This is a genomic window from Pseudomonadota bacterium (genome assembly GCA_027620075.1).
Classification (GTDB): domain Bacteria; phylum Pseudomonadota; class Alphaproteobacteria; order Rickettsiales; family UBA6187; genus 1-14-0-20-39-49.
Genome location: JAQCEY010000001.1, coordinates 48,736 through 72,081, shown reverse-complemented (window position 1 = coordinate 72,081; position 23,346 = coordinate 48,736). Strand labels below are relative to the sequence as shown.

Genomic DNA, 23,346 nt, shown 5'->3' with positions numbered 1-23,346 from the left:
TTATAGCTCTAGTGTCAAGCCTTCGGCTGCCATAGTGGATTTTCCGTTCTTTCTGTAACCCTTTAATTCTTCAGCTCTTTTGTCAAGGTCTTCGTCTGTGGCGTTCGGGTCGTGGTGGAATGCTATAAAGTTTTTAACATGTGCAGCATCTGCAAGCCTTGCCCCTTGCTGCCATGTTGAATGCCCCCAGCCTTTATACTTATCAAAGTTATTATCATCATATGTCGAATCATAAATAAACACATCGGCATCTTCTATGAATTTTACCAAAGAATGGTCAATACTATCAATTTCATGCTCAACATCAGTTACATAGCATACCGACTTATTATTAAATTCCACCCTGTATGCGGTTGCCCTGTCAGGGTGGTTAAGAGGCAGGGTATCTATTGTTATTCCGTCTTTTTGGAAGCCCTTATTTAAAAGCATTTCACCCGCCATAAAGTCATTAAATAATACACGTGATTGCACATCTTGCAGTGCAAGCGGAAATACGGGTGACATCATCAGGTGTCCCATTGCCTTTTTTACGGTATTTTCCGGTTTTAAATGACCCGCCCATATGGAAACCATAGAATCCGGCGTATGGAGCGGTTTAAAGAAAGGAAAGCCCGATATATGATCAAGATGCGTATGGCTCATAAGGATATCTGTGTGATAATTGTCGGTCTGATTTCCTAAAGGCACTATGCCTGTTCCGGCATCAAAAATAATTTGCCTTTTATTACACATTAATTCCACACAGGAGGTATTGCCACCATATTTTATAGTGTTTTTGCCGGGAACGGGTACTGTTCCCCTAACTCCCCAAAATTTAACAGTAAAATTACCGGTCATTATTTACGCACTTTTTGTTTCAATCAATAATTTAATATATCATGGAATTATTAACCGAATATTAACACATATTTCGTATCATTGTGACAACTAAAGGTTACTAAATATAAATACTTTTAGTGAGGAACAATGAATAAACTAACAAAAGTAAAAAATAAATTAAATTCTATTAAGTCAAATATTGATAGAGATATTGACCGTTCCGATTCTTGTGATTTAAAAATAAATAAATCCCGTTTAAATGAGCGCTATAACAAGAAAATTACCCATAAGAAAAATAGTAAGGTTAAGAATGTTAAAAACGTTAGTTTAGGAAATACATCAGGTTATAATTATAAATATATCACCCCTTCTAATGCCAAGGAAGCAGGCACTGAAACTTTAAAGGAAAGAATATTAAAATTAAGAAAAAACAAATTAAAACTACCTGATATAGATATAAAGTTAGACAGGCTCAAGAATAAAATTAAAGCCCCTTCAATTAAGAAACCTGAGATTATAAACAAGGATATAAAAAATGCGGTGCTTGGTGCATCAAAAAAAATATCCGATAAAATTGAAAGATGTTATGACCTTACCATGCATCACGCTAGCTTATGTGACTTCAGGTACGAAAGTTTAATAGGTATAGATATTACGCCGAATTGTATATATTTATGTCAAATAGATGCGTTAAACGGCAAGCGTGTATTAACAAGCCTCACATCTGTTTGCATGGAGGGAAAGTTCCTCACTCAGGATATTGCCGAATATTCGGATCAATATGCACAAAGCTTAAAAGAACTGGCTAATGAAAGTAACGTTAAGACAAAAAATGTAGCTTTATCCATACCCGTTTCAAATTCAATTGTTAAAACAGTTACAATACCAGCTCTAAAAGACAAAGAAATTGAAAAGGCACTTAAATACGGCTCTCTATGGAATAATATAATGAGCCGTGATAGCAAACCTGAGGATTATTCGATATTTTATCAGGTAATCAGACGTAATAAAGCATCAAAATCAATGGACGTACTGTTTGTTGCAACCAGATTATCCGATGTTGATATTTATACCGATGTGGTTAGAAAAAGCGGACTTAATCCTGTTATTGTCGATGTTAGAAGTTTTGCAATTTCTAATGCTTTTAATCACAAGTTAAGCAATAATGACGCGTCAGATACAAGTGTATTTTTAGAATTCGGACTTGAAGAAAATTACGCTATGCTGATAAATTCAGGCATGGCGAGCATTAAGCAGATTAATGTAAGGGAAATACACCGCATAGCTTTGATTGAAGATAATCTTGACGATGAGCTGATAAGCGAGTTTGCCTCGGATTATTCATCTCAGGTCAGAAAAATAATTAACAAATACCGAAATAAACATGAAGCAGGGCATATTTCCACCTTATTTGTTTTGTCGGCAGTTCCTCAGGTTACATATATAATCAATAAATTATCTGATTTTATGACCGAGTACTCTATAGTAGAGTGTAATTTCTTTGATTGCATGAAGATAAATGACGATTTTACAATAAGCGGTGTAAGTGCAAAGCAGAATTTATCATCGTGGGCTGCGGCGATAGGTACGGCACTCAGGAACATTGATGTTTTCGGCAATAGCACTGCAAATAAAACATATCCCAATATGCTGCCCGATGCGGGTCGCTATGCCTATGTAAAGAGGGCTAATTACGGTCTTAATTCCATAGCAATGGTTGCAACTATAGCAATAACGTTTATCGCCACCACACTGACTTTAGAGCTAGATACGCAACGCACTAACCTATCAAAAGAACTTGCAAAATTTGATGGTGTTCAGGAAAAATACTCATCAATATTAAATGATTACAATGAAATACATAAAGAAAACCGCAAAATTAATTCTATGATAGCATTGATGAGAGATGCCGGAGAAAGCCAACAACGTATTTTATCCGTATATAAATATTTGAATTTGGTTATCCTTGATGATGTCTGGCTAAGAGAAATTAAATTTTCTGCACCGGATAAGATTGAAATAACCGGCGGTTCCGACAATGACAGAAGTATTTTAGAGTTCATGCAGCTTTTAAATGAAGGCAATCAATTCAGCAAAGTTTCATTAAAAGGCATGAAAGAAATTAGAGAAGTAAGTCTTCATCACGCTGATGTTGTAAATGTAAAAACATTTAAATTAGAAAGTACCCTTTCAAACATTCCCGTATATAACTTCCATGACGTAAACAAAGTGGCAGGCGAAATAAATTCCGGTTCATAAAAAAAAGCCGTACTACCTGTACGGTCTTTTTTTTATTACTACTAACCCAACTGACGACCTCTTCCTTGCTGAACATCATCAGCCCATCTAACACGTCTTTCAGCTCTTACTTGTTCTTCGCCGGCATCATTGCGTTCATCTTGCCGGTTATTTTGACGAGTATTTGATTGCTGTTGTGAACGAACTGCACTGCTCCATTGTCCGAGTGGAGGCACTTCCTGTTCGAGGTTCCGATCTAGTTGTCTCTGAGAAGGTTGCACTCCTTTAATAGACAATCCTTCAATCCTTTTTGAAATATCTTGCTCTTTACCGCTTTCACGTTCTTGCAGCTCTCTTGATATTTTTTCATTAATACCGTCTACTTTTCTTTCAGTAGCGGAAATTTTTCTGTTAGGCTCACTTGGTTTAGTTGGCTCCGGCCCCGGATCGCCATATCCTCCAATTAATGTTGCCAGATCTTCCCACTCATCATATTCGTTACTATATTTTGCTAGCTCCCTTTGGTACTCAGGATTATTTTTTGCATTTTGTTTGCTTAGCTCAACTTCGTTGCTCTTTTTGTTTGCTGCGGCTTTCTGTAGATATTCCAATTCTTCGTCTGATTGAGTAGTGATTTTACTATCTACTTTTCGTTCATCCGGCTGGTTAAGGAGGCTGTTAAGGGTTTTTTCAGCTTTAAATTGCCGGTACTCCTCCTGCTCTTTTTGGATTTTCAAGTCTTGCTGTCTTAAATTTGTATCATATACAGCTTTTCTTTCCGGGTCGCCAAGTGTTTGGTATGCATTACTGATTTTCTTGAATTGTTCTGCATCTCCACCTCTGTCCGGATGGTTATTTCTAGCTGACTCCCTATATGCACGCCTAATTGTTTGGTCATCGGCATTTCTTTCGACACCTAAAATTTCGTAGTTGTTTTGTTCTTGATTCTTTTCCATCTAGTCCTCCGAATGGTTAATAAATTAATTGCACGGAGGTTTATTCGTAAGAATTTTTATAACGGTTACATTTATTAGAAGCTGTTAGGAAAACAGCTTCTAAACTAAGCCGCAAGAGCCTTTTCTATAAAGCTGCTGAATCTTTTTGAAAATGCACTTGTGTCCGTAATAGCCTCACCTTCGACTATAAATGCCTGATCTAACAGCAGTTCGACTAAATCCTTCGACTTATCCGAGCCTATATTATCTCCGATATATTGTATGATTGAATGTGACGGGTTAATCTCAAGAACTTTAGGAGAGGCGCACACAAGTTGTTTTTGTGCAACCAAAAAGCGTTCCATACGCATATCCATACCGCCTTCTTGCGTAGTAAGGCAAACAGGGCTATCGGCTAGTTTTTTGGACTCGACAACGTCAAATACTTTACTGCCGAGTATTTCCTTGAAGTAATTGATGGTTTTTTCAAGCTCCGCAGACGGTTTTTTATCTTTTTTGTTTTCGTCCGAATCGGCGGATTCCTCTTTTTTGTCCAAGTCCAGACCTGCACGGGTTATAGGTACTATTTCAGTTCCTTTATACTCACCGTTAACATTTACCCAAAAATCATCAACCGAATCGGTCAACAGGATAACTTCAATATCTCTTTTTAAGAAGCCTTCAAGCTGCGGGCTGTTTTTTGCCGCCTCAATGCTATCTGCCGCCAGATAATATATCTTATCCTGCCCTTCCTTCATATTTTCTATATATTTATCAAGGCTTACATATTTATCACCCGACTTTGTCGTTTTAAACTGACATACTTCCAGCAACAATTCACGGTTAGCGTCTATACCCTCGCACAATCCCTCTTTTACGGTAGAACCGAACAAATCCCAGAATTTAGTATATTCTTCCGGCTCTTTTTCAGCCTTTTTCTTCAACTCGTTCAGGACTTTTTTTGTTATAGCGTTACGGATTTTATGTATTACATTATTATGCTGTAATGTCTCACGGCTAATATTAAGCGGCAAATCCTCCGAATCTACCACACCACGCAGGAATCTAAGGTATTCGGGAACTAACTTGTTATTTTCTTCCGAAATGAATACCCTTTTTACATATAATTTTACCCTTGTTTGCCTGTCGGGGTGGAAAAGGTCAAAAGGTTTTGCCGACGGAATGAATAACAAGTTCGTATATTCCAAAGCACCTTCGGCTTTATTGTGAAGCACCAACCAAGGCTCATCGCCTGCATGTGCTACGTGTTTATAAAATTCGTTATATTGTTCTTTAGTAATATCGGACTTGTTTTTCGCCCAAAGTGCCGAGCCTGTGTTTATAACGGATATTTCCCCTTCCGAATCGGTAAATTCAACAGGGAACGATATATGGTCGGAATATGTGCGTATAATGTGTTTTATTCTGTGTTTATCTAAAAATTCCTCGGAATCTTCTTTTAAAAACAGGGTGATTACCGTTCCTGAAGAACTATCTTCACTAACTTCTTCTATAGAATATTTCCCATCGGCTTTTGATGTCCATTTATACGCTTCTTTTTCACCGGCTTTTTTACTTATTACCGATACTTCATCGGCAACCATAAATGATGAATAGAAGCCAACCCCGAACTGACCTATTAATTTGATATCTTTTTTTGCATCACCCGTTGCATTTTCAAGGAATCTTTGAGTACCCGAACTAGCTATAGTACCTAAATTCCGTATCATATCCTCTTTATTCATACCGATACCGTTATCGGCAATTATAAGGGTTTTGTCTTTTTCATTAGCGGTTATGCTTATTTTAAACTCACCGCTTACTTTCAGGTCTTTGTTTGTAAGCGAATCATAACGCAGCTTGTCGCACGCATCGGAAGCATTTGATATTAACTCCCTCAGGAAGATATCTTTATGAGCATAAAGAGAGTGAATCATTAATTGTAGTATTTTGCCTGTTTCAGCACCGAATTCATGAGTTTCAACCATTTTCTCTTTTGCCATTATTATTTCCTCATTAATTAGTTTTTCATGTTAACTAATTAGATATGACTTAAATTGAATTTTTCAAGAGATAAGAGGAAAAAAATATTAAGACCTCTGCATAATGCAAATAAAACTCGTCATTACCCGAATTGCCAAAGGCAATTATAGGGTAATCTCATGAGATCGCCCTATAATTTGTTTCACAAATTCAGGCGATGACGTATTATGCAGAGGTCTTATATTGGTATTAATTATTCCATTACATAAATTGCATGACATGCCGGATTATGGTTTGTCAAATCATATTGCCCGTCTATGCCGTCAAGACAGTTTCCGTTGATATTGCCTCTTTGCAAATCCCATGCCCTATAAGCTTTAAAAAGCCCCCTTACTGCCAGACCGTCATCAATTTTCATATCAACCGCATAATAAGTTTTAGCACTTCCGGTTCCTTGGTAATCATTATGAAGCACACTATGTAGGTCGGGACGAGTTACCTCCATTACCAGCAAGGCATTATAACGCTTTAAAATATTTTCGACACTAAGTTGATATTGTGTAGGTACTGCATTAGTAGCGATAAACCCACCTGCAACCATGCCGAATTCAGGGTTTATCTTTAGTGAGGGATATCCTATATTAATTGCCCAGACATTTTCAAAGCGTTCAGGTATTAATTTTGCCGCCGAAAGATGTTGAAAGAATTTTATATTTTCGTTACTGACAATATAAGCATTATCAACAGCATGCGAAATATATCCGTCGCCGTTTCCGTCCGGCACGCCGTTCCAGTAAGCGGAGGCATTTCTCATATCACCGGAAACCGCATTAAACTGTTCTTTGAAAGTCTTGTAAGCCAGCTTATACCTTGTAAGATCCGAAACCTGTGCAACAACCTTAGAATGAAACAGAATAGTCCTACCTGAAATAACTCCGGCAGTAATGAGTGCCGTTATTAAAATCACTATTGATAATTCGATTAAACTGAAGCCATGCTGTGTTTTTTTCATCTATAAAATATAGGTTTAACAATTAGTTAATTATCTTATTATACAGGAATAATAAATTTTTAGGAACAAAAACTTTATTTTTAATGAAATTGCTTATATTTAGGGTATTATATCACTGAACAAATTAAAACTTAAAAGTACATTTATGCAAAGCAGGTTAGTTGAGTTAAGAAGTATCTTCAAAAAGAAGAAGGTGTGTGGTTTCGTTGTTCCGTCGTCAGATGAGTTCCAGAGCGAATTTTGCCCTGCTCACGCCGGAAGGCTGGAGTGGATAAGCGGTTTTTCAGGTTCTGCCGGTGTTGCCGTTATAGCTGAAAAAAAAGCCGCCTTTTTCACGGACGGTAGATATATGATACAAGCTAGGAACGAGCTTATCAAAGGCTTTGAGGTATATAATATAGCTGATAAAAAACCTTGGGAATGGGCGAGCGAGAATATAAAGAAGGGCAAGCTTGCTATTGACCCTTGGTTACATACTGAGGTAAATGTAAAAAAATATACCGCCTCTGTCGAGGTGCATTTGGCTAAAGAAAATTATATTAATCTTATATGGAAAGATGCCCCTGCCCTGCCTGACGGAACTGTAAAGCTTTACCCGCAAAAATATGCGGGGCAAAAGTTTGAAGATAAGATAAATGACTTTACCGCTATATTGAAAAAACATGATGCAGGTGCGTGTATTTTAGCAGTTCCCGAATCAATTTGCTGGCTTTTAAACATACGTGGTACGGATATACCTACCACTCCTTCGGTTCTTACCTTTGCAATAGTGTTTCAAAACGGGACGGTTAAGCTATTTATTGATAAAGAGCGAGTCAGGCAGCAGGTTTTGTCTCATTTTGATACAAAAGTGCAGATATACCAGCGAGATGCATTAGTAAAAGAAGTAAAATCCCTTGATAAGGGCAGCATTATGCTTGACCCTGAAACAGTGCCTTATGCTTTCTTTGAGTTGCTTAGTAAGAAAAAAATAGTCCGATACAAAGATCCTTGTGAACTACCGAAGGCTATTAAGAATAAAGTTGAAATAAAATGTGCTGAGGAAGTACATAATATAGACGGTCTGGCACTTACCAGATTTATACACTGGCTGGAATGTGAAGTAGGTAAGAATAGGGTTACGGAGGTATCCGTATCAAGGCGTTTATTGAATTACCGCAGAGAACATCAGGATTTTCGAGGGGTAAGTTTCGATACGATAGCAGGCTTTGGCTCCAACGGTGCAATTATTCATTACAGACCGACGGACGATACCGACAAAGAGATAAAAGGAAACGGACTGTTGCTTCTTGATTCGGGCGGGCAGTATTTGGGCGGCACTACCGATGTAACAAGAACAATTGCCATAGGAAAGCCTACAAAAGAGCAGATAACTCATTTTACACTCGTGTTAAAAGGGCATATTGCACTTTCACGCATTGTTTTCCCCGAAGGTACTACGGGAACTCAGCTTGACGTTCTGGCTCGTCAGTATTTATGGCAAAACGGTCTTGATTATGAGCATGGTACGGGTCATGGTGTTGGAAGTTATTTGAGTGTTCATGAAGGGCCGCAAAGAATAAGTAAAGCAATTAACAACGTTCCGCTGCAAGAAGGAATGATACTTTCTAACGAACCGGGTTTCTATAAAGAAGGGGAATACGGTATCCGCATCGAAAACCTCGTGATTGTTGAGAAAAAAGAGGAATTAAGTAAAGGAAAGCAGAAATTTTTAGGATTCAAAACACTAACAAAAGCCCCTATTGACCTGAAACTCGTAGATAAAAAAATGCTAAGTGACGAAGAGATAAGCTGGCTAAATAATTACCATAAGATGGTTATTAATGATTTATCTAAGAGTTTAGATGATGATGTAAAAAGATGGTTAAAAGATACTACTCATCTTTAATGCAGTGAACGTTAACTATATATTCTTTAGCTTTGCGTTCCATCCACTTATCTGCCATAGTATTTCTAATTCCGCTACTGCGGTGTACTATTCTGTTGCTATCTAGAAACTCCCGTAAACTGTCGAGACTGATTGCCATGCTGGAGGTTTTTACAGGCTTTGAATTCTCACCCGTCATATCCGAATCGGCAAGGTAAAAACTCATTTTTCCGACCACCACCCCGATAACGCTACCGTTTTCATCTAGCAGAGGACCTCCACTATTTCCTTTTTCTACAGAATCGGTAAATTGCAGCCTTTTTATTCCCTGATAGATATCTTCGGTGTCGGTTATTTTCCCCTTTTTAATGATATAATCACCCTTGATACCGTGTTCTAAAGGATATCCCATAACAGTTACGCTTTCCCCAACTTTTACAGGCAGCCCTTCCCCTCTTAGCATAGCGACACGCTTTGAAGACGATGAAGTTTGCAAAAGTGCAAGATCGTTTGCCTTATCCCTTAAAACAATAGTTGCGTAATCAGGTTCTATAGCACCTCGCACTTTAATATATTTGCAGTTTTGTACTACGTGATCGTTTGTAATAATGTTATGTTGATTGACAAAAAACCCCGTACCGCTTGTAAAGTGTGTGAAACGTTTTTTGTCTTCATTATCTTGTGCAAATGTATATGAGCCTAGCCCGATTGATAAAGCTAAAGCGACACATGAAGTTAATACTTTCAAATTCTTGTTATCGTTGTTTATTTGCATAAAACGATTTTAATATAACTTAGTTAATTTTTTATTAAACAGGTTAATTAGTTATTTGCAAGGCAAAAAAAATAAACCATTAATTGCAATAAGTTTTATTGTAGTTTATAAAATAGAACTGCGTTTATATTCTATATTTAAACAAATGGAAGTCAAAAAATGTACACATATTTTCATAACAACTACCTATATTCTATTGTAGAAATGCAGCGTTTTGCTCTTGAACCTTACAGGCAAATCGCTCTAAAAAACAAAGAACTTTTAAATAAATATTGTTCAGGTAACAAATATGGGCGTACATTATCCGCTTCATTTGAGTTATTTGAAAGAGCTACCAGAAACTATCCGAAGCCTGAATTCGGTATCGAAGAAACATCGGTAGGCGGTAAAAAAGTAAAAATAAAACAGAAAACCGTTTCAACAAATACATTTTGTAATTTACTGCATTTTGAAAAAGAAGGTAACTTCGATTTGCCTAAAATGTTGGTGGTTGCTCCCATGTCCGGTCATTATGCCACCTTGCTAAGGGGAACGGTTAAAGGTCTTCTGCCGCATTTTGATGTTTATATAACGGATTGGGTTAATGCCAGAGACATTTCCGTTGAAGAAGGTTTTTTCACTTTCGATGATTTTGTAAGCTATGTAATCAACTATTTAAGGAAGCTGGGACCTCATACTAATATTATGGCTGTTTGCCAGCCTTCCGTACCTGTTTCGGTAGCTGTTTCTATGATGTCAAAGGCTAAGGATAAGTGTGTTCCCGATAGCATGATACTGATGGGAGGACCTATAGACACCAGAAAAAACCCTACGGAGGTAAATGACTATGCCGCCGACAGGACTATACGCTGGTTTGAAAGCAATGTTATCACTAAAGTCCCTGTTAACTATGCGGGAGCGGGGCGTTCCGTATATCCGGGCTTTATGCAGCTTTATGGATTTTTGGCAATGAACCTTCAAACGCATGTAGAAGCTCATTGGGATTTCTTTAATCATCTGGTTGAAGGTGACGGTGACAGTGCCGAATCTCACACAAACTTCTATAATGAATATATGTCGGTTATGGATCTTCATGCCGAATTTTACTTAGAAACCGTCAATCTGGTGTTTAAAAAACACTTACTGCCTAGAGGTAAGTTAGTTATAGATGGTGAAAAAGTTCAGCTTTCCGATATAGACAAAACCGCACTTTTATGTATTGAGGGTGAAAAAGACGATATATCCGGGCGTGGTCAGACAAAAGCCGCTATTGATTTATGCACCTCTATCCCTAACGCTCGTAAGAAGTATCACTTGCAAAAAAATGTAGGGCATTACGGTATATTTAACGGCAGAAGATATAGAGAGTATATAGTTCCTATAATAGTTGATTTTGTCGAAAAAAACGCACTGAACAAGTCTGAGCCTAAAACCGTTTCTGCGAAAGTTGAGATAAAAAAGGCTATAACTGCCTCACCTTCCGTTAATCCCGCTAGTAAAAGCGAGGAGTCTATAAAGCCTATTTCACAAAAAAAGGCTCCCGCTCCGAAGCTTAAACCTAAGCAAGCAAATGAAAATGATAAAACTGCGAATAAAAGCGGAAAAACAAAGCCTTCTTCAAAAATTGACAAAATTTCTGATGCTGCACCAAAAAAAGAAGTTCTAAAAGAGGTAAAAAAAGTATCTGCTGCAAAAACCTCCGATAAGAAACTTTATGGAAAAAGGACGGAATCCGCAAAAACTTCTTCGGGTTCTGTTTCGTCAGCTGTTGTGCAGGTTAAATCTTCTTCGCCGAAAGTTGTTCCTATCAACAATTCCGGTAAAGAGAATAGCACGGCAAAGCCAACACCTTTTAACGGCAAGACCGGTGGCACAAAAAAATAAATGGAGTAATAATGACTATAATTGTTGAGATAAAACAGCTTGAAAATGCCCAAGGGCTTGACCTACCTTATTATGCAACCGAGCATAGTGCCGGAATGGACTTACAGGCGGCTATAGCCGAAGATATAACGTTAAAGCCCAATCAAAGGGCTATTATCAAGTGTGGCATCAGTATAGCCCTACCTGACGGATACGAGGCACAAATAAGACCTCGTTCCGGTCTTGCGTACAAAAACGGCATTACCGTATTGAATGCTCCGGGTACTATTGATGCCGATTATAGAGGCGAAGTCGGTGTTATACTGGTAAATCTTGGCGAGGAGTCATTTACTATAAGTCGTGGTGACCGTATTGCACAAATGATTATCGCCCCATATATAAAAGCGGATTTGCAAGTGGTAACCGAACTTTCTGAAACTGTTCGTGGTGCGGGTGGTTTTGGCTCGACAGGTCTAAAAGAAGCGAGTTAGCCTGTGGCTTTTGCTAAGTTTTACGAATGTCTTGAGGTGGTCTTATACATAGCCGTTAAATCCGGTGCGAATCCCGTTATAAGTAAAGATATATGTGATTATATGGGGGTTAAACCCAGACACCTTGAGCCTTTGATGCAGCAATTAGTAAAACACGGCATATTGAAAGGCACAAAAGGGCCAAAGGGCGGTTATACTCTGGCGAAAGAGAAGAGGAAGCTTACCTGTTTGGACGTTTATAAAGCCGCTATTTGTGATAACGGCATTCAGTGCGGCTCAGGAAAAATGCTTAAAAACAAAATAATTGTGCCTTTTTCAAATAATATTAACGACTGCTTGAATAAAAAATTAAATGCAGTAACGATTGACCAGTTATGCGGTAACATAACCGAGTCAGGCTTTGTTAGTGATAGTTCGGGAGAGTTTAACATCTAATTTGGGATTTTATTGTTAATATATGAAACTTTTGCCTTGACCTATAACGATTGAAACACTATATTTCCCGCTCGTTTATTTTTAATATGATCCCGTAGCTCAGCCGGTAGAGCAACTGACTTTTAATCAGTGGGTCGCGCGTTCGAATCGCGCCGGGATCACCATCTTATACAATCTCTTACAAAAATCATCAAAAACTTTTATTTAGTCAGTGCCCTTTTTGTGCCTTTTGTTTTATCTAAATATTGTCTTTTCTATCTCTCTTTACTATTGTTTAGATAAAGGTAAACTTATTGATAAAATGAGCTATAAAGCAAGGTTCTATCACATTTTTAAATAACGAGTGGGTGTAATATGAGTATATATAAGATATTAGATAAGAGTATTGAAAAGAATGCTGATTCTGTTTCTGAACTTCTTTCAAAATTTAATGGCGATATATTAAGAGGCTCTAAGTTTATGTTATTTGCATTGTCAAAAATATTTTATGACAAAGATATTGCAGATATAGAAGCAGGTATAGTTGACTCTTCTTATAGAGAGGCAACTTATGACCATGGTATTGACGCAATATACATTACAGCATCAAAGAGTTTTGTAGAGAATCCAGAAGATCTGGAGGAATGTAACGATGATACAAAGTTTGAAATACAGATTTTTCAATTTAAACGTGGTACTGGTATTTCTCATGGGGATATACTAAAATTAAAAGCTGGAATTAAGAAAGTTTTAATTGATTGCGAAATGTCAGACCGTGATAATCTTTATTTTTATAATCGAATAGGGGTTCTAAATGAGATAAAGGAACAAATTTTTTCAAATTTTCCAACAGATAATATATCTGTAGTCTGTAACATAGTTTTTGGTGGAATGGAAAATACTTTACTAAACGATACAATCGTTTCTGGTGAACTAGATAACATTAAAAATGAATTAGAAAGTGGTGGATATGTTCAATCACAAATAAAAGTTATGGATTGCCAATTTTTAATAAGAGATCCATCTAAAAATCAAAACATTGTTGATTCTATTGAATACGAAAAAACATTTAAGTATATTACTGATACGGAGCAGTCAAAAAAGCTTAACGGTTATATCAGTATTATAAAGGGTTCGGAAATTGCGGAATTGGTTAGAAAACATCAATCTTCTATATTTGAAGCTAATATTCGTGACTATTTTAAAAGAAGTGATTTAAATTCAAAAATAATTGAAACAAGTTCAAATGATAGTGAAGCTAAATATTTCTGGAGTTTTAATAATGGCTTAACAATGACTTGTAGTAAGGTAGAAGAATTGCCAAGCAATAAATATAAGTTACATAATCTTCAAATAGTTAATGGATGTCAAACTTCAAACTCTATTTATAACGCAGTAAAGAATAAAGAAAAAGTACAAGAATTGAAATTAAAAGAGAGTTCTGGAGTCATACTAACAGTTAAAGAACAAGAGGAGCTTAAAAAAAAGGATAAACAACAATTTAATGATGATACTACTCTATTAGTTAAAATAATTGAAACTAAAGATGATGATTTAATATATAGAATCACTGAAACAACAAATTCCCAAACTCCAATTAAAGCTTTTTCATTAAGGGCAAACGATAACATTCAAAAATTAATTGAAACATTCCTTTCTGATTACGATATATCTTACGAAAGAAGAGTAAATGAGTTAAGAAATAAAGGAAAAAAGAACATATATAGTATACAAAAGTTATTTCAGTTATTTACCTCGCATATTTTATTTAAACCCTCTCAAGCAAGAACATCTCCAAAGACATTATTTATTTCCACTTATGATGAAGTTTTTCCTGAACCAAACGTTATAAATATTAATTATATATTATACTTCATACCAATTTATGTTGATATTCATCTAAACAAAGCAATAAAAGAGTTTAATACAGATGCTATAGATCCATATAAAAAGACGATTTTAGCATATGGAAAGTTTCATATGGGCTGTTTTTTGCTAAGCTCTATTTTAAAAAATGATTATAATAAAAAAGGGATAATTGAAAATGAACAAAAGATTAAGAGTGAGCTATCTAATAACTTAGAGCGTCATTTTATGGAGGCTTTAGAAAACTTTGAAAAAATAATAAAAACCTTCGGAGGAAATAAAAAAGAAACAATAGCAAGTTCTGTTAGAAAAGCCGACTTAGATAATAGAATTGTAAAATTTGTTAAATCACAAAAATAATATAGGAAATATTTATTATAAAAATATCAGCTGCTTTTATTTGTTCTTCTTTTCTCTGCACTCCTTTTGCCCATTTCAGACATAACTTTGCGTATGCTTTCTTGGTCAACAGTAGATTTATCTTTGTTATCTGTTTGAGCCTCATTTTCAATAATAAGACTATCTGGTTCATCAATAACAGTATCAACAGTTTCATCTGTGATTTTATTTTCTTCTTTGTGCTTAGTCAAAAAAAGAAGTGTTCCCAATGTTCCAATTGCAATAAAAGCTTTCGTTATATTAAGCATCTTACGTCCCCCCTATATATAATGCTCCTTATATATACATATAGGGAATATTATACAGTAAATATATGTATATTAAATGTTGAAGCAATGTGTAACACTTTAACGGACAAACTCTCCTTATATGTATAGGCAGGCATTTAACAGTAAAAGTGTTACACATCCAACAGTTCAAAATTTCTATAATGTATATATAAAACCGTTCAAACTGATAACTTTATCGCTCTACGGTTTTTATTATAATAACCAGAAATATTAGTTTTTGATGTATTATAAATCTTTGCTATTTGAGCGTTGGTTAAACCCTCATTACGCAACCTTTGAATACTCCATATCTTGATACGCCTATACATTAATTGTCTTTGCTTACCATTTACAGAGTGATAAAGAGGATGTTTCTTAATTTCAGTATCAAGCGTATCGCAGAATTGATGATAATTAAGATTATTATAGTGAATCCACTTTAAACAGTTATAATAACATCTTTTAATTATTATATTATTTTGCCTATGCCTTTCTTTTAATTCGGCAATGTAGTTATCTCGTTTTCTTTGCTTATCGCTTCGGCAATCAACTGATTCAGAAATAGCAGATAAAAATGGAGCTGCCATAATGGCTATTTTTTCAGCCATTTCCCAACTGATATTAATTGAAATTGTACAGTTCTCACCCTTTTCATCTGGTACAGAATCAAGACTAACAAACGGCAATTTATTTAAATATAGTAGCGTTGAAACTTCGTTCTTTTTCATTTTAACTTACACCTGTGTAATTTATGTATTTTAAGGAATTTATTGCTTTTTCGACTTCGTAAATTGCATAAATTCCATAAAAAACACATGTTCTAAAAATTCATATCTTTTATATAAGGACTTCTTTTAAAGTAAGTTGTCGGCTTGTTAGTGTTACAACTTTCTCGTTCATGAGAACTTATACAATGCCAGTCAATTAATGTTTGAATAGGTTTATCAAGGTCTTTTGCTTCTTTAAATGGTCCGCTCCTATTTCCCTTCAATAATTCTGTTCTTGTAAACTCATCAGAATCTTGGTTAACAATCCATTTGAGTAACCTTTTTGAGTTAGCAACATTTTCATTTTCTTTCATTTCATCAAAAGCGTATAAAGCGTGCACAATAAGAAGTTTTGCAAGTTCAATTGCCTTTTGCATAGATATAAGGCTGATCTCATAATCATCTGCCATATTTTCACATAAATGAATTAAACCTGCTAAACGTAGAGTGTAACCACATATTTTTGCACCCCAACCAGTACAAGAATCAAACTTACCGTTTGGACGGAGTTCTATTTCAATTTCATTTCTGAACTTTTCCCATTCGTTTAAAGCGTCTTTAGAAAGCTTTAGGGTAACTGGTTTCTCTGAATCCGATATAGAGTAACTTTTATCAAGTAGACCTCTTATTATAAAATCATAAGTCTTTTTGCATGAGTCGGATATTGTTTGATTCTTAAAGCTTCTATAACCAACCTTACTTGATGGTATTACATAAAAGAAACGTTCATATAAGCCTTTGCCATGAAAAGCGTGCTTGCCTGCCATGTTCTTAATTATTTTAGGCTGTATAATCAAAAGAAAGGTTAGGTAAGCTTTAAAACTTACAAGCCCCATATTTTTACGAAGGATTTTTACATCTCCTCCATCAATACCTTGTAGAAAAACATCAATATTTGCTTTTCCGCCGGAATAAAGACCAGACATTACCTCAATTATTCCACCTTCATCAGATAATACAGCATAACGCCCTTTCTGTTCATATAGCCTATCTGCTATAGCTTCTGGTGTTGCATTATTTGCCCATAATTCTGGTAAATATTCAGGTTTGGTTAAGTTTGCTTCTTTTTCTGCGATTTCCTCAATTAAACGATATTGTTCATCTTCTTTAATGTTGGATTTATTTAATTTACCTCTTAAGCCTTCAATAATTTTTTCTTCTGACTTTCTCTTTGAATGTTGCTTCCTTATTTCAGGGACTTTTTCAATTTTAATATCCTCTTCCCATCGTTTTAATGGTGCAGTAACATTTTTAAAAACTGCACTTTTTGTATTACCTGGGGGAAGTGCTATAATAGCATAAATATTTATTGATTCGTTATATCCAGATTTTGGCGAAACTACAAAATTTCCTGAAAATATAGAGCTTAGAACTCCAAAGATGCTCATAACTACCATGCTTTCAGGAACTTCCAGATCATCAGATAAAGCTTTACCATATTGTCTTAAATTATCAGGTAAAAATACGGTTGATATTTCAGGTGCGTTAAGATTCTCAAATGGAAAAATCGGCTGTTCCCAACCTGCTGTATTAACAGAATCCGCAATTGCATTTTCCATTTCCTTTTTTTCGTCTACTACATGTAAATTGCTTGTCATTTTTAATACACCTTTTTCAAACATTCGTTAAAGTCCTTACAACCAAACGGAGGTTTAATTATTGAAACAAACCTACCTTCATTTAAAAGCCGTTCTTTCAATTTCTCCGCTAGCTTTCCACCTGCCTCGTCATTATCTGCTGCAATAACAACATTTCTAATTTTGATAGGTATTTGCACAGTTCGAATATTACCACCTAATCCAGACCATACTGTTAGATCAGGACAGCATTGTAATATCGATAGAGCGTCCTCTAGTCCTTCTGTGATAACAAGTTTATCCGATAAAGGTGATAGCCTTATAGCAGCTCCTTTTATCGCTCCCTTAAAGCTCTTTGATCTAATTCCTTTTCCTGTTATTTTTTCTCCATTATGAGGATTTAAAGAAATAGTCTGAATTGCTGTTATTTTTCCTGCAATATCTTGAATAGCTGCAACAAGTGAAGGATGATACATGCCGGTTGTTGGATTGATAATATTATCATGAAATCTTATAGTTTCAGGTAGAGTAATATTTATCCCTCTGTTTTTAAGGTAACTTTCAGCAATAGTATTTTTAGGTGCATTAGATGATTTCCATAATGAACGAGCCATACTAACTTTGTATAACTTGTTATTCTTATATTTATCTCTCACTTCCTTCTTATTAACTGGCTCTAAAACTGGTTTTAAACCGCCTACAATACTTTTCGCCCATGCAACAGCAGATTTGAAGTCGCAACTTAAAGAGTGCTGTATCAGCTTAAAAATATCTCCTCCTTCTCCTGTTTCAAAACAATGCCATACAAGGTGATTAGAATTTCTCTGGATGGATATACTTCCCTTTGAGCCTATTCTTATTTGACCTCCATTGGTAACAATCGGCTTATTCGGAAATAGATTAGCGAGTACAGAATCAAGACGGTTAATTAGTAATAATGATAATTGCTGCAAGTCATTTTTAGTTTTTTTCATTTTAACCACCACTTTTTTTCAATTCTGGAATCAGGTATAGAAAAAAAACATTCATCAATAACACTGCACGCAATACATCCCTCGGACATCTTACTAACAACCTTCTGAAAGTGCTTATCAACAAATTCACTAAGTGGTCTTACTTCATTGAATGCTTGATTAAATGTGTGAGAATCATTAATTTGAATTTCGCAATCGTTTTTAAAGGCACTGTTTTTGTTATCCGCTTCAACAGTGCCCTCTTTATTAGAAGTTATCGGCATCGGCACTCCTCCCCTCTTTTCTTTGCAGCGATTCAATAAAGTTCATTACATCGTCTTTTCTGTAACGAACATGAAAGCCGATCTTAACGTAATTTAGGGGATAGCGTTTAGTACAACGCCATACATTAAGGGTGCTTTCAGTTACCCCTAACATCTTAGAAACTTCTTTGGGTGTTAGTAATTCAGTCATAATAATGATCCTGTTAAATTAATAATTAAAAACAGGAATTATTATTGATGAATTAATATTAATTTTTCAAACTAACTCGCTTTTAATAACCTCTCCCCATTTTGGTTAGGGTTGTTAAAAGTGACTGTATTTATCAGTTAATTGATATTTTTTTCTTCATAAAGCTACTAGGTAAATGCTTTGTAGAATCTTTATCTATTGAAATGAGAACATCGGATAGAAATTCTGCTGATTTGGTCAAAAATATTATTTGTGAAGTTTTATTATCAGTTGATACTATATGCTCATAATCAAAAGTTACTTTACCTTTTTTCAAATCTTGTTCCCAAATTTTGCCTACTAACCTTCGCCATCGCCTTATAGCATCTGCAATTCTGGGAGCTCCACCCACATCTTGAGGTAAGTTTTTAATTATATTATTAGAAACAATCTTAGCCATTTCAAACATGGCTAATAAATTATCTATGTTGTAATTAAATACAATATATTTATTATCTGGTGCAGAGGTATATATACCTACATCTATAGCTTGTTTTAATAACCTTTCATTATCGTTCTTAGGCTTAAAGTTTTTTAGACGTTTGCTATCTGATAAATTAAATAATGCTAGATTTTCAATTTCATTTACTTTCTTATCAAACAATGATTTAGTTCGATAATCTAAGCTATTATAAAGGTCAATGTAACTATCGTTTTCTTTGCATAACTCATTTAATGCAGCCACAACATGCCTTGCTTTTACAGGGGCATCAATAAGCCGTTTCATTGAAAAATACTCTTTAGCAGCATATTCGAATTTACTTTTAAAGTATTTTAAATCCTTTTTATTTTTGGGTAGTTCAAAACCATACTTTTTTGATAATTCTACATAAAACTCCTCACTATAGAATTTTTGTTTATCACCTAAAATTGTAGGCTGATAAACTAGGTCAGGTAATTTTTTATTCCATTTAACTTCAATTTTTCTAGGCATTAATTCCCCCTGCTTTACCTAAATTAATAATAACATTAGATGATATGTTCATAGCCTCTGTTTGAGCCTTTCTATCACTTCTAGCATATACTTGTGTTGCTGCTAAGCTCTTATGCCCTAAGCATTGACCTATTGTGCTTATATCAACTCCTGATATAGCCTGATAACTTGCTACTGTACGCCTTAAGTCATGTAATCGTAAATTTTCTATTTCAGCTCTATCAAGAATCCGTTTCCATCCCTTTTTGGGTTCAACCATATGTCCGGTTTTACCACATCCAAAAAATACAAACTTACTTCCAATTTGTTGATTGATATTATTACGCTGTTTAAGAATAATTATAGCACGATCAACTAAAGATATGATTTGAGAATCACCATTTTTTGTTTCTGGTATTAACCACTCTTGACGTTCAAAATTTATATCTTTCCATTCCATAGAAAGAATGTTTGTTCGTCTTGCACCTGTAAGTAAGCTTAGCCAGATATAATCTTTTATATCTTGGTTTTCTTCAAATTCTAAAGACTCAAAGAATTTAGGTAGTTCGTCACGCTGCAAAAAGCGAGCTCTGGACTTTTCTTTAAATTTTTTAATATTAACAGCAGGGTTTACACCGTTATATAGCTTCCATTCTGAAGCCTTGTTATATAAGCACCTTATAAGTGCTAATGCTCTGTTGGCGGCGTAAGGACGTTTTACCCCAAGATTTGAATGTAATGCTCTCACACCTTCGCTAGATAATTCTGATAATTTCTTATGTGCTAATTGTTTATCAATATATAAACTGAATTGTCTTTCATCATATTGATATGTTTTCTTATGAATTTTGGCATGATTCGGAATATATTTGTTATGAAAGAATTTCCTTAATGTAAGCTCATTTCTTTCATCTACCTTTTCTTGAAATGGATCTTCTCCTCTATCAATTCTATGATTGATTTTTCTAGCCATTTCACGTGCATTTTCAATAGAAAGGTTTTCAACCAAGCCAAGCCTTATTCTTTTTGAGCGTCCTTTTATAACCCTACGTACATAATAAGATTTTCTGCCTTTGTCTGTGATTATAATGTTTAGTCCCTGTACTCTTTCATCAAAATATACTCCTCTTTTTCCATCTAGTGGTATGGGTATATTTTTAATTTTATTTACAGTAAAGTTAAATTTATTGTTAGCTTGCATTTATATACCAAATATCTAAAGTGCCCAAAATGTGCCCTTGATGATATAAATATTAAGTAATAAATGTAAATAAATAATTTCAATAAAGTGAATTAACTTGTTGTGTTATATATAAATATTAATGGTAATAAATAAATATAAATTGATATTAAAATTCACTTTTAATCAGTGGGTCGCACGTTCGAATCGCGCCGGGATCACCATCTATAATATCCTAGCTCGGAAGTTTGTACCCAATAAAACAGAATCGCTATTTGATTCAACTACTCTGAAAAAGATAAGTTCTCGATAAGCTATGTCATTTCCTGACCGGCTTGCTTCATAATCGAAGTTACTACTGCCTGATTATTGACCTCGTTGGTTTTAGATGCTGAAAATGAATCTGCTATAATAATAACCATACTTCATCAGTTGACCAAGAAAGCATTCGCAAGGTTATGTCTGAAATGGGCAAAAGAAGTGCTATAAAGCGAAGAAAAATTTAATACTTAGAGGTTTGGAATTATCCCCTTCAGTACATCAATAAACTCTTTATTTTGACTTGATAAAAGATTTTCTATAATAGTGCAATAGTCTGTATTAATGTTTTTTGCACATGTTTTGTATAAACCTTTATTCTTAAAATACATTAGTGCATTATCATAATTTTTACTATTACATATATCATTGTATATCTTCTCATTTTCTTTGTAGATTTTACTTATATCAATCTTTACGAAGTCATTGTAATTAGTTTCTAACGCTTTAGCATCTTGCGACACTTCATATCTTGATAATCATGCAATACTTGCGTTTTAGTCCTTTTAAGAGCTTGACTCTCAATTTCTCCATTTATTAGTTGGAATACATTTTCTTTTACTTTATTGATAGCTTGTTGGATATTTTGTATATGTAGCTGCTTACATACAAAATCTAAGACTGGCTCTTTTAAGAAAACATTTTCTATTTCAGATACGTCCGTAATCTTAATTCCTTTTGATTCTAAAGAGGATATTTCGTCTTTATCCATATAATCTCTATCAATTATACAGAATGATTCATAATTAAATTTTTTTAAAAACCCTCTCTTATCATTGTATCTCTTTACTTGTTCACAACCACCGACCGGAACAACTAAAAAATCTTCATATACATTAGAAAAAGTCTTGTAATCTAATGAATTTTTATCTTCAGCCTCACAAAATAGAACTTTCTTTCTTGAACCCAATATTTTTAGTAAAAGATCCTCTGGTATCTCATTTTCATCACTATTTATTTCTTGCCAGTCATATAATGGCTCCTTAATGTTTTCTTTATTAATTTTGCAGCCTTTTATCCATATTTTCTTTGTATCCTGATTAAAGCTGCTTGCAAAATCCAAATCATGAGAAATGAATATAAAAAAACAATCTTTTCTCTTCCGCATTATACTTTGCCATAATTTTTCATTTAATGATTTATGCAAATGGCTCTCAGGTTCATCAACAATTATAACAGTATTAGAGGGCATACTTAAACATGCACATAGGTAATATAATGCTACCCTCTCACCATCACTCATGGCAGATGCATCATACTCTATACTTCCATTTTCTGAAGATTTAGCATATACGCATTGCTCCTTAAATTGTATTTGCCGGTGTGGCATAATAGAATCCCATATTTCAATTAAATTGTCTGCTGATGTTTGTATTGGTTCAAGATTAATTCCTAACTCGTACTTTGCCTTATGATCAGAAATAAATTTTTCTTTTTCATTTGCCACTACACTTAATAAGTTAGTTATTGAAAAAATAAAATCATCACTATAAGTTGTAATAGGATTATTTTTGTATTTATGACTTATACGATACTGAAAAGCGTTTTCCTTATTTTCTAATATTTCAGGCATAAAACTATTTAAGCCATACATCAACCTTGTACTGGTATTTTTAGAGTTATCTACATTAATATTACTGCTGTTATAAAAAAGACTTTTTTGAGCTAATATTCTATATGTATGTATTCCACGCTTTTTGTAAAGATCTTGTTCTAACCACCAACCCAAACGACTTTTGCCAGAGCCGTTAGAGCCAATTAATACAATTGAGCCACCCCATTCTAACTCTAAATCGCTAAATTCATTTATATAATCAGACTGCGGGAAGCAAATATTAAATTTTTTATTATCATTTGACATAAAATAAACTCCAAAAGGCATTTTTTGCAATGATGCAGAAAATTTATTTTTAATATAAATAATATATTTCCTGAAATCATTATTACGTTTTTTAAAAGACACAAAAAGGGTACTAAGCATCTCTCACCTTTTATAGAAAAAACCACAAAGGCTAGCAATGCATTGAAATATAAAAAGAAAAAATGGTGCCGCTTGTCGGACTTGAACTGACAACCTACTGATTACAAAAAAGGAGCGTATAACTTAAATTTGTTTTATAATACAATAAAATAATAAAATAAATTGTATCACTATATATTAAATCTGATTTATATTAACCGCCTGATTAATATAAATCAGATTATCTTCTATGAT

General features: G+C 34.5%; 20 protein-coding genes and 1 tRNA gene. 7 read left to right on the top strand and 14 right to left on the bottom strand.

The window, feature by feature from the left end; translation table 11 throughout:
- Window positions 1-837, bottom strand: coding sequence for an MBL fold metallo-hydrolase (locus O2942_00440; protein MDA0780714.1), 837 nt, complete (start codon window positions 835-837; stop codon window positions 1-3).
- 129 nt (window positions 838-966) lie between these two features.
- Between O2942_00440 and pilM the strand changes: the two genes are divergently transcribed.
- Complete coding sequence (pilM, locus tag O2942_00435; GenBank protein ID MDA0780713.1) at window positions 967-3,078, top strand: pilus assembly protein PilM; 2,112 nt, start codon at window positions 967-969, stop codon at window positions 3,076-3,078.
- Window positions 3,079-3,119: 41 nt separating this feature from the next.
- Here pilM and O2942_00430 read toward each other — a convergent pair whose 3' ends face one another.
- From O2942_00430 to O2942_00420, 3 genes are all read right to left on the bottom strand, one after another.
- Window positions 3,120-4,013 (bottom strand): J domain-containing protein, encoded by an 894-nt coding sequence (locus O2942_00430; protein MDA0780712.1) that lies wholly within the window; start codon window positions 4,011-4,013, stop codon window positions 3,120-3,122.
- Between the two features lie 104 nt (window positions 4,014-4,117).
- On the bottom strand, window positions 4,118-5,995 hold the full coding sequence (htpG, locus tag O2942_00425) for a molecular chaperone HtpG (protein MDA0780711.1): 1,878 nt from the start codon (window positions 5,993-5,995) through the stop codon (window positions 4,118-4,120).
- Between the two features lie 233 nt (window positions 5,996-6,228).
- A complete protein-coding gene (locus tag O2942_00420; GenBank protein MDA0780710.1) occupies window positions 6,229-6,987 on the bottom strand; it encodes a prepilin-type N-terminal cleavage/methylation domain-containing protein in 759 nt (252 codons plus the stop codon).
- A 145-nt stretch (window positions 6,988-7,132) separates the two neighbouring features.
- Between O2942_00420 and O2942_00415 the strand changes: the two genes are divergently transcribed.
- Window positions 7,133-8,875 carry an aminopeptidase family protein P gene (locus O2942_00415; GenBank protein MDA0780709.1) on the top strand — a complete coding sequence of 581 codons (1,743 nt, stop codon included), beginning with the start codon at window positions 7,133-7,135 and terminating at the stop codon, window positions 8,873-8,875.
- Here the strand turns inward: O2942_00415 and O2942_00410 are convergent.
- The gene (locus O2942_00410; GenBank protein ID MDA0780708.1) at window positions 8,862-9,629 is read right to left on the bottom strand and encodes a serine protease; all 768 of its coding nucleotides are present in this window, start codon (window positions 9,627-9,629) and stop codon (window positions 8,862-8,864) included. The two genes, O2942_00415 and O2942_00410, sit on opposite strands and share 14 nt — an antisense overlap.
- 159 nt (window positions 9,630-9,788) lie before the next feature.
- On the opposite strand from O2942_00410, the gene phaZ reads away from it, so the two are divergent.
- From phaZ to O2942_00385, 5 genes are all read left to right on the top strand, one after another.
- A complete protein-coding gene (phaZ, locus tag O2942_00405) occupies window positions 9,789-11,492 on the top strand; it encodes a polyhydroxyalkanoate depolymerase (GenBank protein ID MDA0780707.1) in 1,704 nt (567 codons plus the stop codon).
- A gap of 11 nt (window positions 11,493-11,503) precedes the next feature.
- Window positions 11,504-11,962, top strand: a complete 459-nt coding sequence (gene dut / locus O2942_00400) for a dUTP diphosphatase (protein MDA0780706.1) — start codon at window positions 11,504-11,506, stop codon at window positions 11,960-11,962.
- Between the two features lie 3 nt (window positions 11,963-11,965).
- Complete coding sequence (locus O2942_00395; protein ID MDA0780705.1) at window positions 11,966-12,397, top strand: Rrf2 family transcriptional regulator; 432 nt, start codon at window positions 11,966-11,968, stop codon at window positions 12,395-12,397.
- Between the two features lie 88 nt (window positions 12,398-12,485).
- Window positions 12,486-12,561: transfer RNA gene (locus O2942_00390), tRNA-Lys, on the top strand.
- A gap of 190 nt (window positions 12,562-12,751) precedes the next feature.
- Window positions 12,752-14,602, top strand: coding sequence for an AIPR family protein (locus O2942_00385; protein ID MDA0780704.1), 1,851 nt, complete (start codon window positions 12,752-12,754; stop codon window positions 14,600-14,602).
- A gap of 26 nt (window positions 14,603-14,628) precedes the next feature.
- Here the strand turns inward: O2942_00385 and O2942_00380 are convergent, their stop codons facing one another.
- The 9 genes from O2942_00380 to O2942_00340 form a co-directional block, all read right to left on the bottom strand.
- Window positions 14,629-14,889, bottom strand: a complete 261-nt coding sequence (locus tag O2942_00380) for a hypothetical protein (protein ID MDA0780703.1) — start codon at window positions 14,887-14,889, stop codon at window positions 14,629-14,631.
- Between the two features lie 200 nt (window positions 14,890-15,089).
- Window positions 15,090-15,638: a hypothetical protein gene (locus tag O2942_00375; protein ID MDA0780702.1), complete on the bottom strand. Its 549-nt coding sequence runs from the start codon at window positions 15,636-15,638 to the stop codon at window positions 15,090-15,092.
- Window positions 15,639-15,730: 92 nt separating this feature from the next.
- The gene (locus O2942_00370; GenBank protein ID MDA0780701.1) at window positions 15,731-17,299 is read right to left on the bottom strand and encodes a YfjI family protein; all 1,569 of its coding nucleotides are present in this window, start codon (window positions 17,297-17,299) and stop codon (window positions 15,731-15,733) included.
- Entirely contained in the window at window positions 17,278-18,228 is a 951-nt protein-coding gene (locus O2942_00365) for a toprim domain-containing protein (GenBank protein MDA0780700.1), read from the bottom strand. Before O2942_00365 ends, O2942_00370 begins: the two co-directional genes overlap by 22 nt.
- Window positions 18,225-18,491 (bottom strand): hypothetical protein, encoded by a 267-nt coding sequence (locus O2942_00360; protein MDA0780699.1) that lies wholly within the window; start codon window positions 18,489-18,491, stop codon window positions 18,225-18,227. Before O2942_00360 ends, O2942_00365 begins: the two co-directional genes overlap by 4 nt.
- The gene (locus O2942_00355) at window positions 18,475-18,681 is read right to left on the bottom strand and encodes a helix-turn-helix domain-containing protein (protein MDA0780698.1); all 207 of its coding nucleotides are present in this window, start codon (window positions 18,679-18,681) and stop codon (window positions 18,475-18,477) included. The genes O2942_00360 and O2942_00355 overlap by 17 nt, the downstream gene beginning before the upstream one ends.
- A gap of 133 nt (window positions 18,682-18,814) precedes the next feature.
- On the bottom strand, window positions 18,815-19,654 hold the full coding sequence (locus O2942_00350) for a hypothetical protein (GenBank protein ID MDA0780697.1): 840 nt from the start codon (window positions 19,652-19,654) through the stop codon (window positions 18,815-18,817).
- The gene (locus tag O2942_00345) at window positions 19,647-20,834 is read right to left on the bottom strand and encodes a site-specific integrase (GenBank protein ID MDA0780696.1); all 1,188 of its coding nucleotides are present in this window, start codon (window positions 20,832-20,834) and stop codon (window positions 19,647-19,649) included. The genes O2942_00350 and O2942_00345 overlap by 8 nt, the downstream gene beginning before the upstream one ends.
- 736 nt (window positions 20,835-21,570) lie before the next feature.
- Complete coding sequence (locus O2942_00340; protein ID MDA0780695.1) at window positions 21,571-23,112, bottom strand: AAA family ATPase; 1,542 nt, start codon at window positions 23,110-23,112, stop codon at window positions 21,571-21,573.
- Between the last annotated feature and the right edge of the window lie 234 nt (window positions 23,113-23,346).

Coding starts and splice junctions, on each gene's coding strand:
- O2942_00355 (MDA0780698.1), bottom strand. CDS start 18,681: ATGACTGAATTACTAACACCCAAAGAAGTTTCTAAGATGTTAGGGGTA.
- O2942_00385 (MDA0780704.1), top strand. CDS start 12,752: ATGAGTATATATAAGATATTAGATAAGAGTATTGAAAAGAATGCTGAT.
- O2942_00350 (MDA0780697.1), bottom strand. CDS start 19,654: ATGCCTAGAAAAATTGAAGTTAAATGGAATAAAAAATTACCTGACCTA.
- O2942_00440 (MDA0780714.1), bottom strand. CDS start 837: ATGACCGGTAATTTTACTGTTAAATTTTGGGGAGTTAGGGGAACAGTA.
- O2942_00430 (MDA0780712.1), bottom strand. CDS start 4,013: ATGGAAAAGAATCAAGAACAAAACAACTACGAAATTTTAGGTGTCGAA.
- pilM (MDA0780713.1), top strand. CDS start 967: ATGAATAAACTAACAAAAGTAAAAAATAAATTAAATTCTATTAAGTCA.
- O2942_00410 (MDA0780708.1), bottom strand. CDS start 9,629: ATGCAAATAAACAACGATAACAAGAATTTGAAAGTATTAACTTCATGT.
- phaZ (MDA0780707.1), top strand. CDS start 9,789: ATGTACACATATTTTCATAACAACTACCTATATTCTATTGTAGAAATG.
- O2942_00375 (MDA0780702.1), bottom strand. CDS start 15,638: ATGAAAAAGAACGAAGTTTCAACGCTACTATATTTAAATAAATTGCCG.
- O2942_00365 (MDA0780700.1), bottom strand. CDS start 18,228: ATGAAAAAAACTAAAAATGACTTGCAGCAATTATCATTATTACTAATT.
- O2942_00380 (MDA0780703.1), bottom strand. CDS start 14,889: ATGCTTAATATAACGAAAGCTTTTATTGCAATTGGAACATTGGGAACA.
- O2942_00415 (MDA0780709.1), top strand. CDS start 7,133: ATGCAAAGCAGGTTAGTTGAGTTAAGAAGTATCTTCAAAAAGAAGAAG.
- dut (MDA0780706.1), top strand. CDS start 11,504: ATGACTATAATTGTTGAGATAAAACAGCTTGAAAATGCCCAAGGGCTT.
- O2942_00420 (MDA0780710.1), bottom strand. CDS start 6,987: ATGAAAAAAACACAGCATGGCTTCAGTTTAATCGAATTATCAATAGTG.
- O2942_00345 (MDA0780696.1), bottom strand. CDS start 20,834: ATGCAAGCTAACAATAAATTTAACTTTACTGTAAATAAAATTAAAAAT.
- htpG (MDA0780711.1), bottom strand. CDS start 5,995: ATGGCAAAAGAGAAAATGGTTGAAACTCATGAATTCGGTGCTGAAACA.
- O2942_00360 (MDA0780699.1), bottom strand. CDS start 18,491: ATGCCGATAACTTCTAATAAAGAGGGCACTGTTGAAGCGGATAACAAA.
- O2942_00370 (MDA0780701.1), bottom strand. CDS start 17,299: ATGTTTGAAAAAGGTGTATTAAAAATGACAAGCAATTTACATGTAGTA.
- O2942_00340 (MDA0780695.1), bottom strand. CDS start 23,112: ATGCTTAGTACCCTTTTTGTGTCTTTTAAAAAACGTAATAATGATTTC.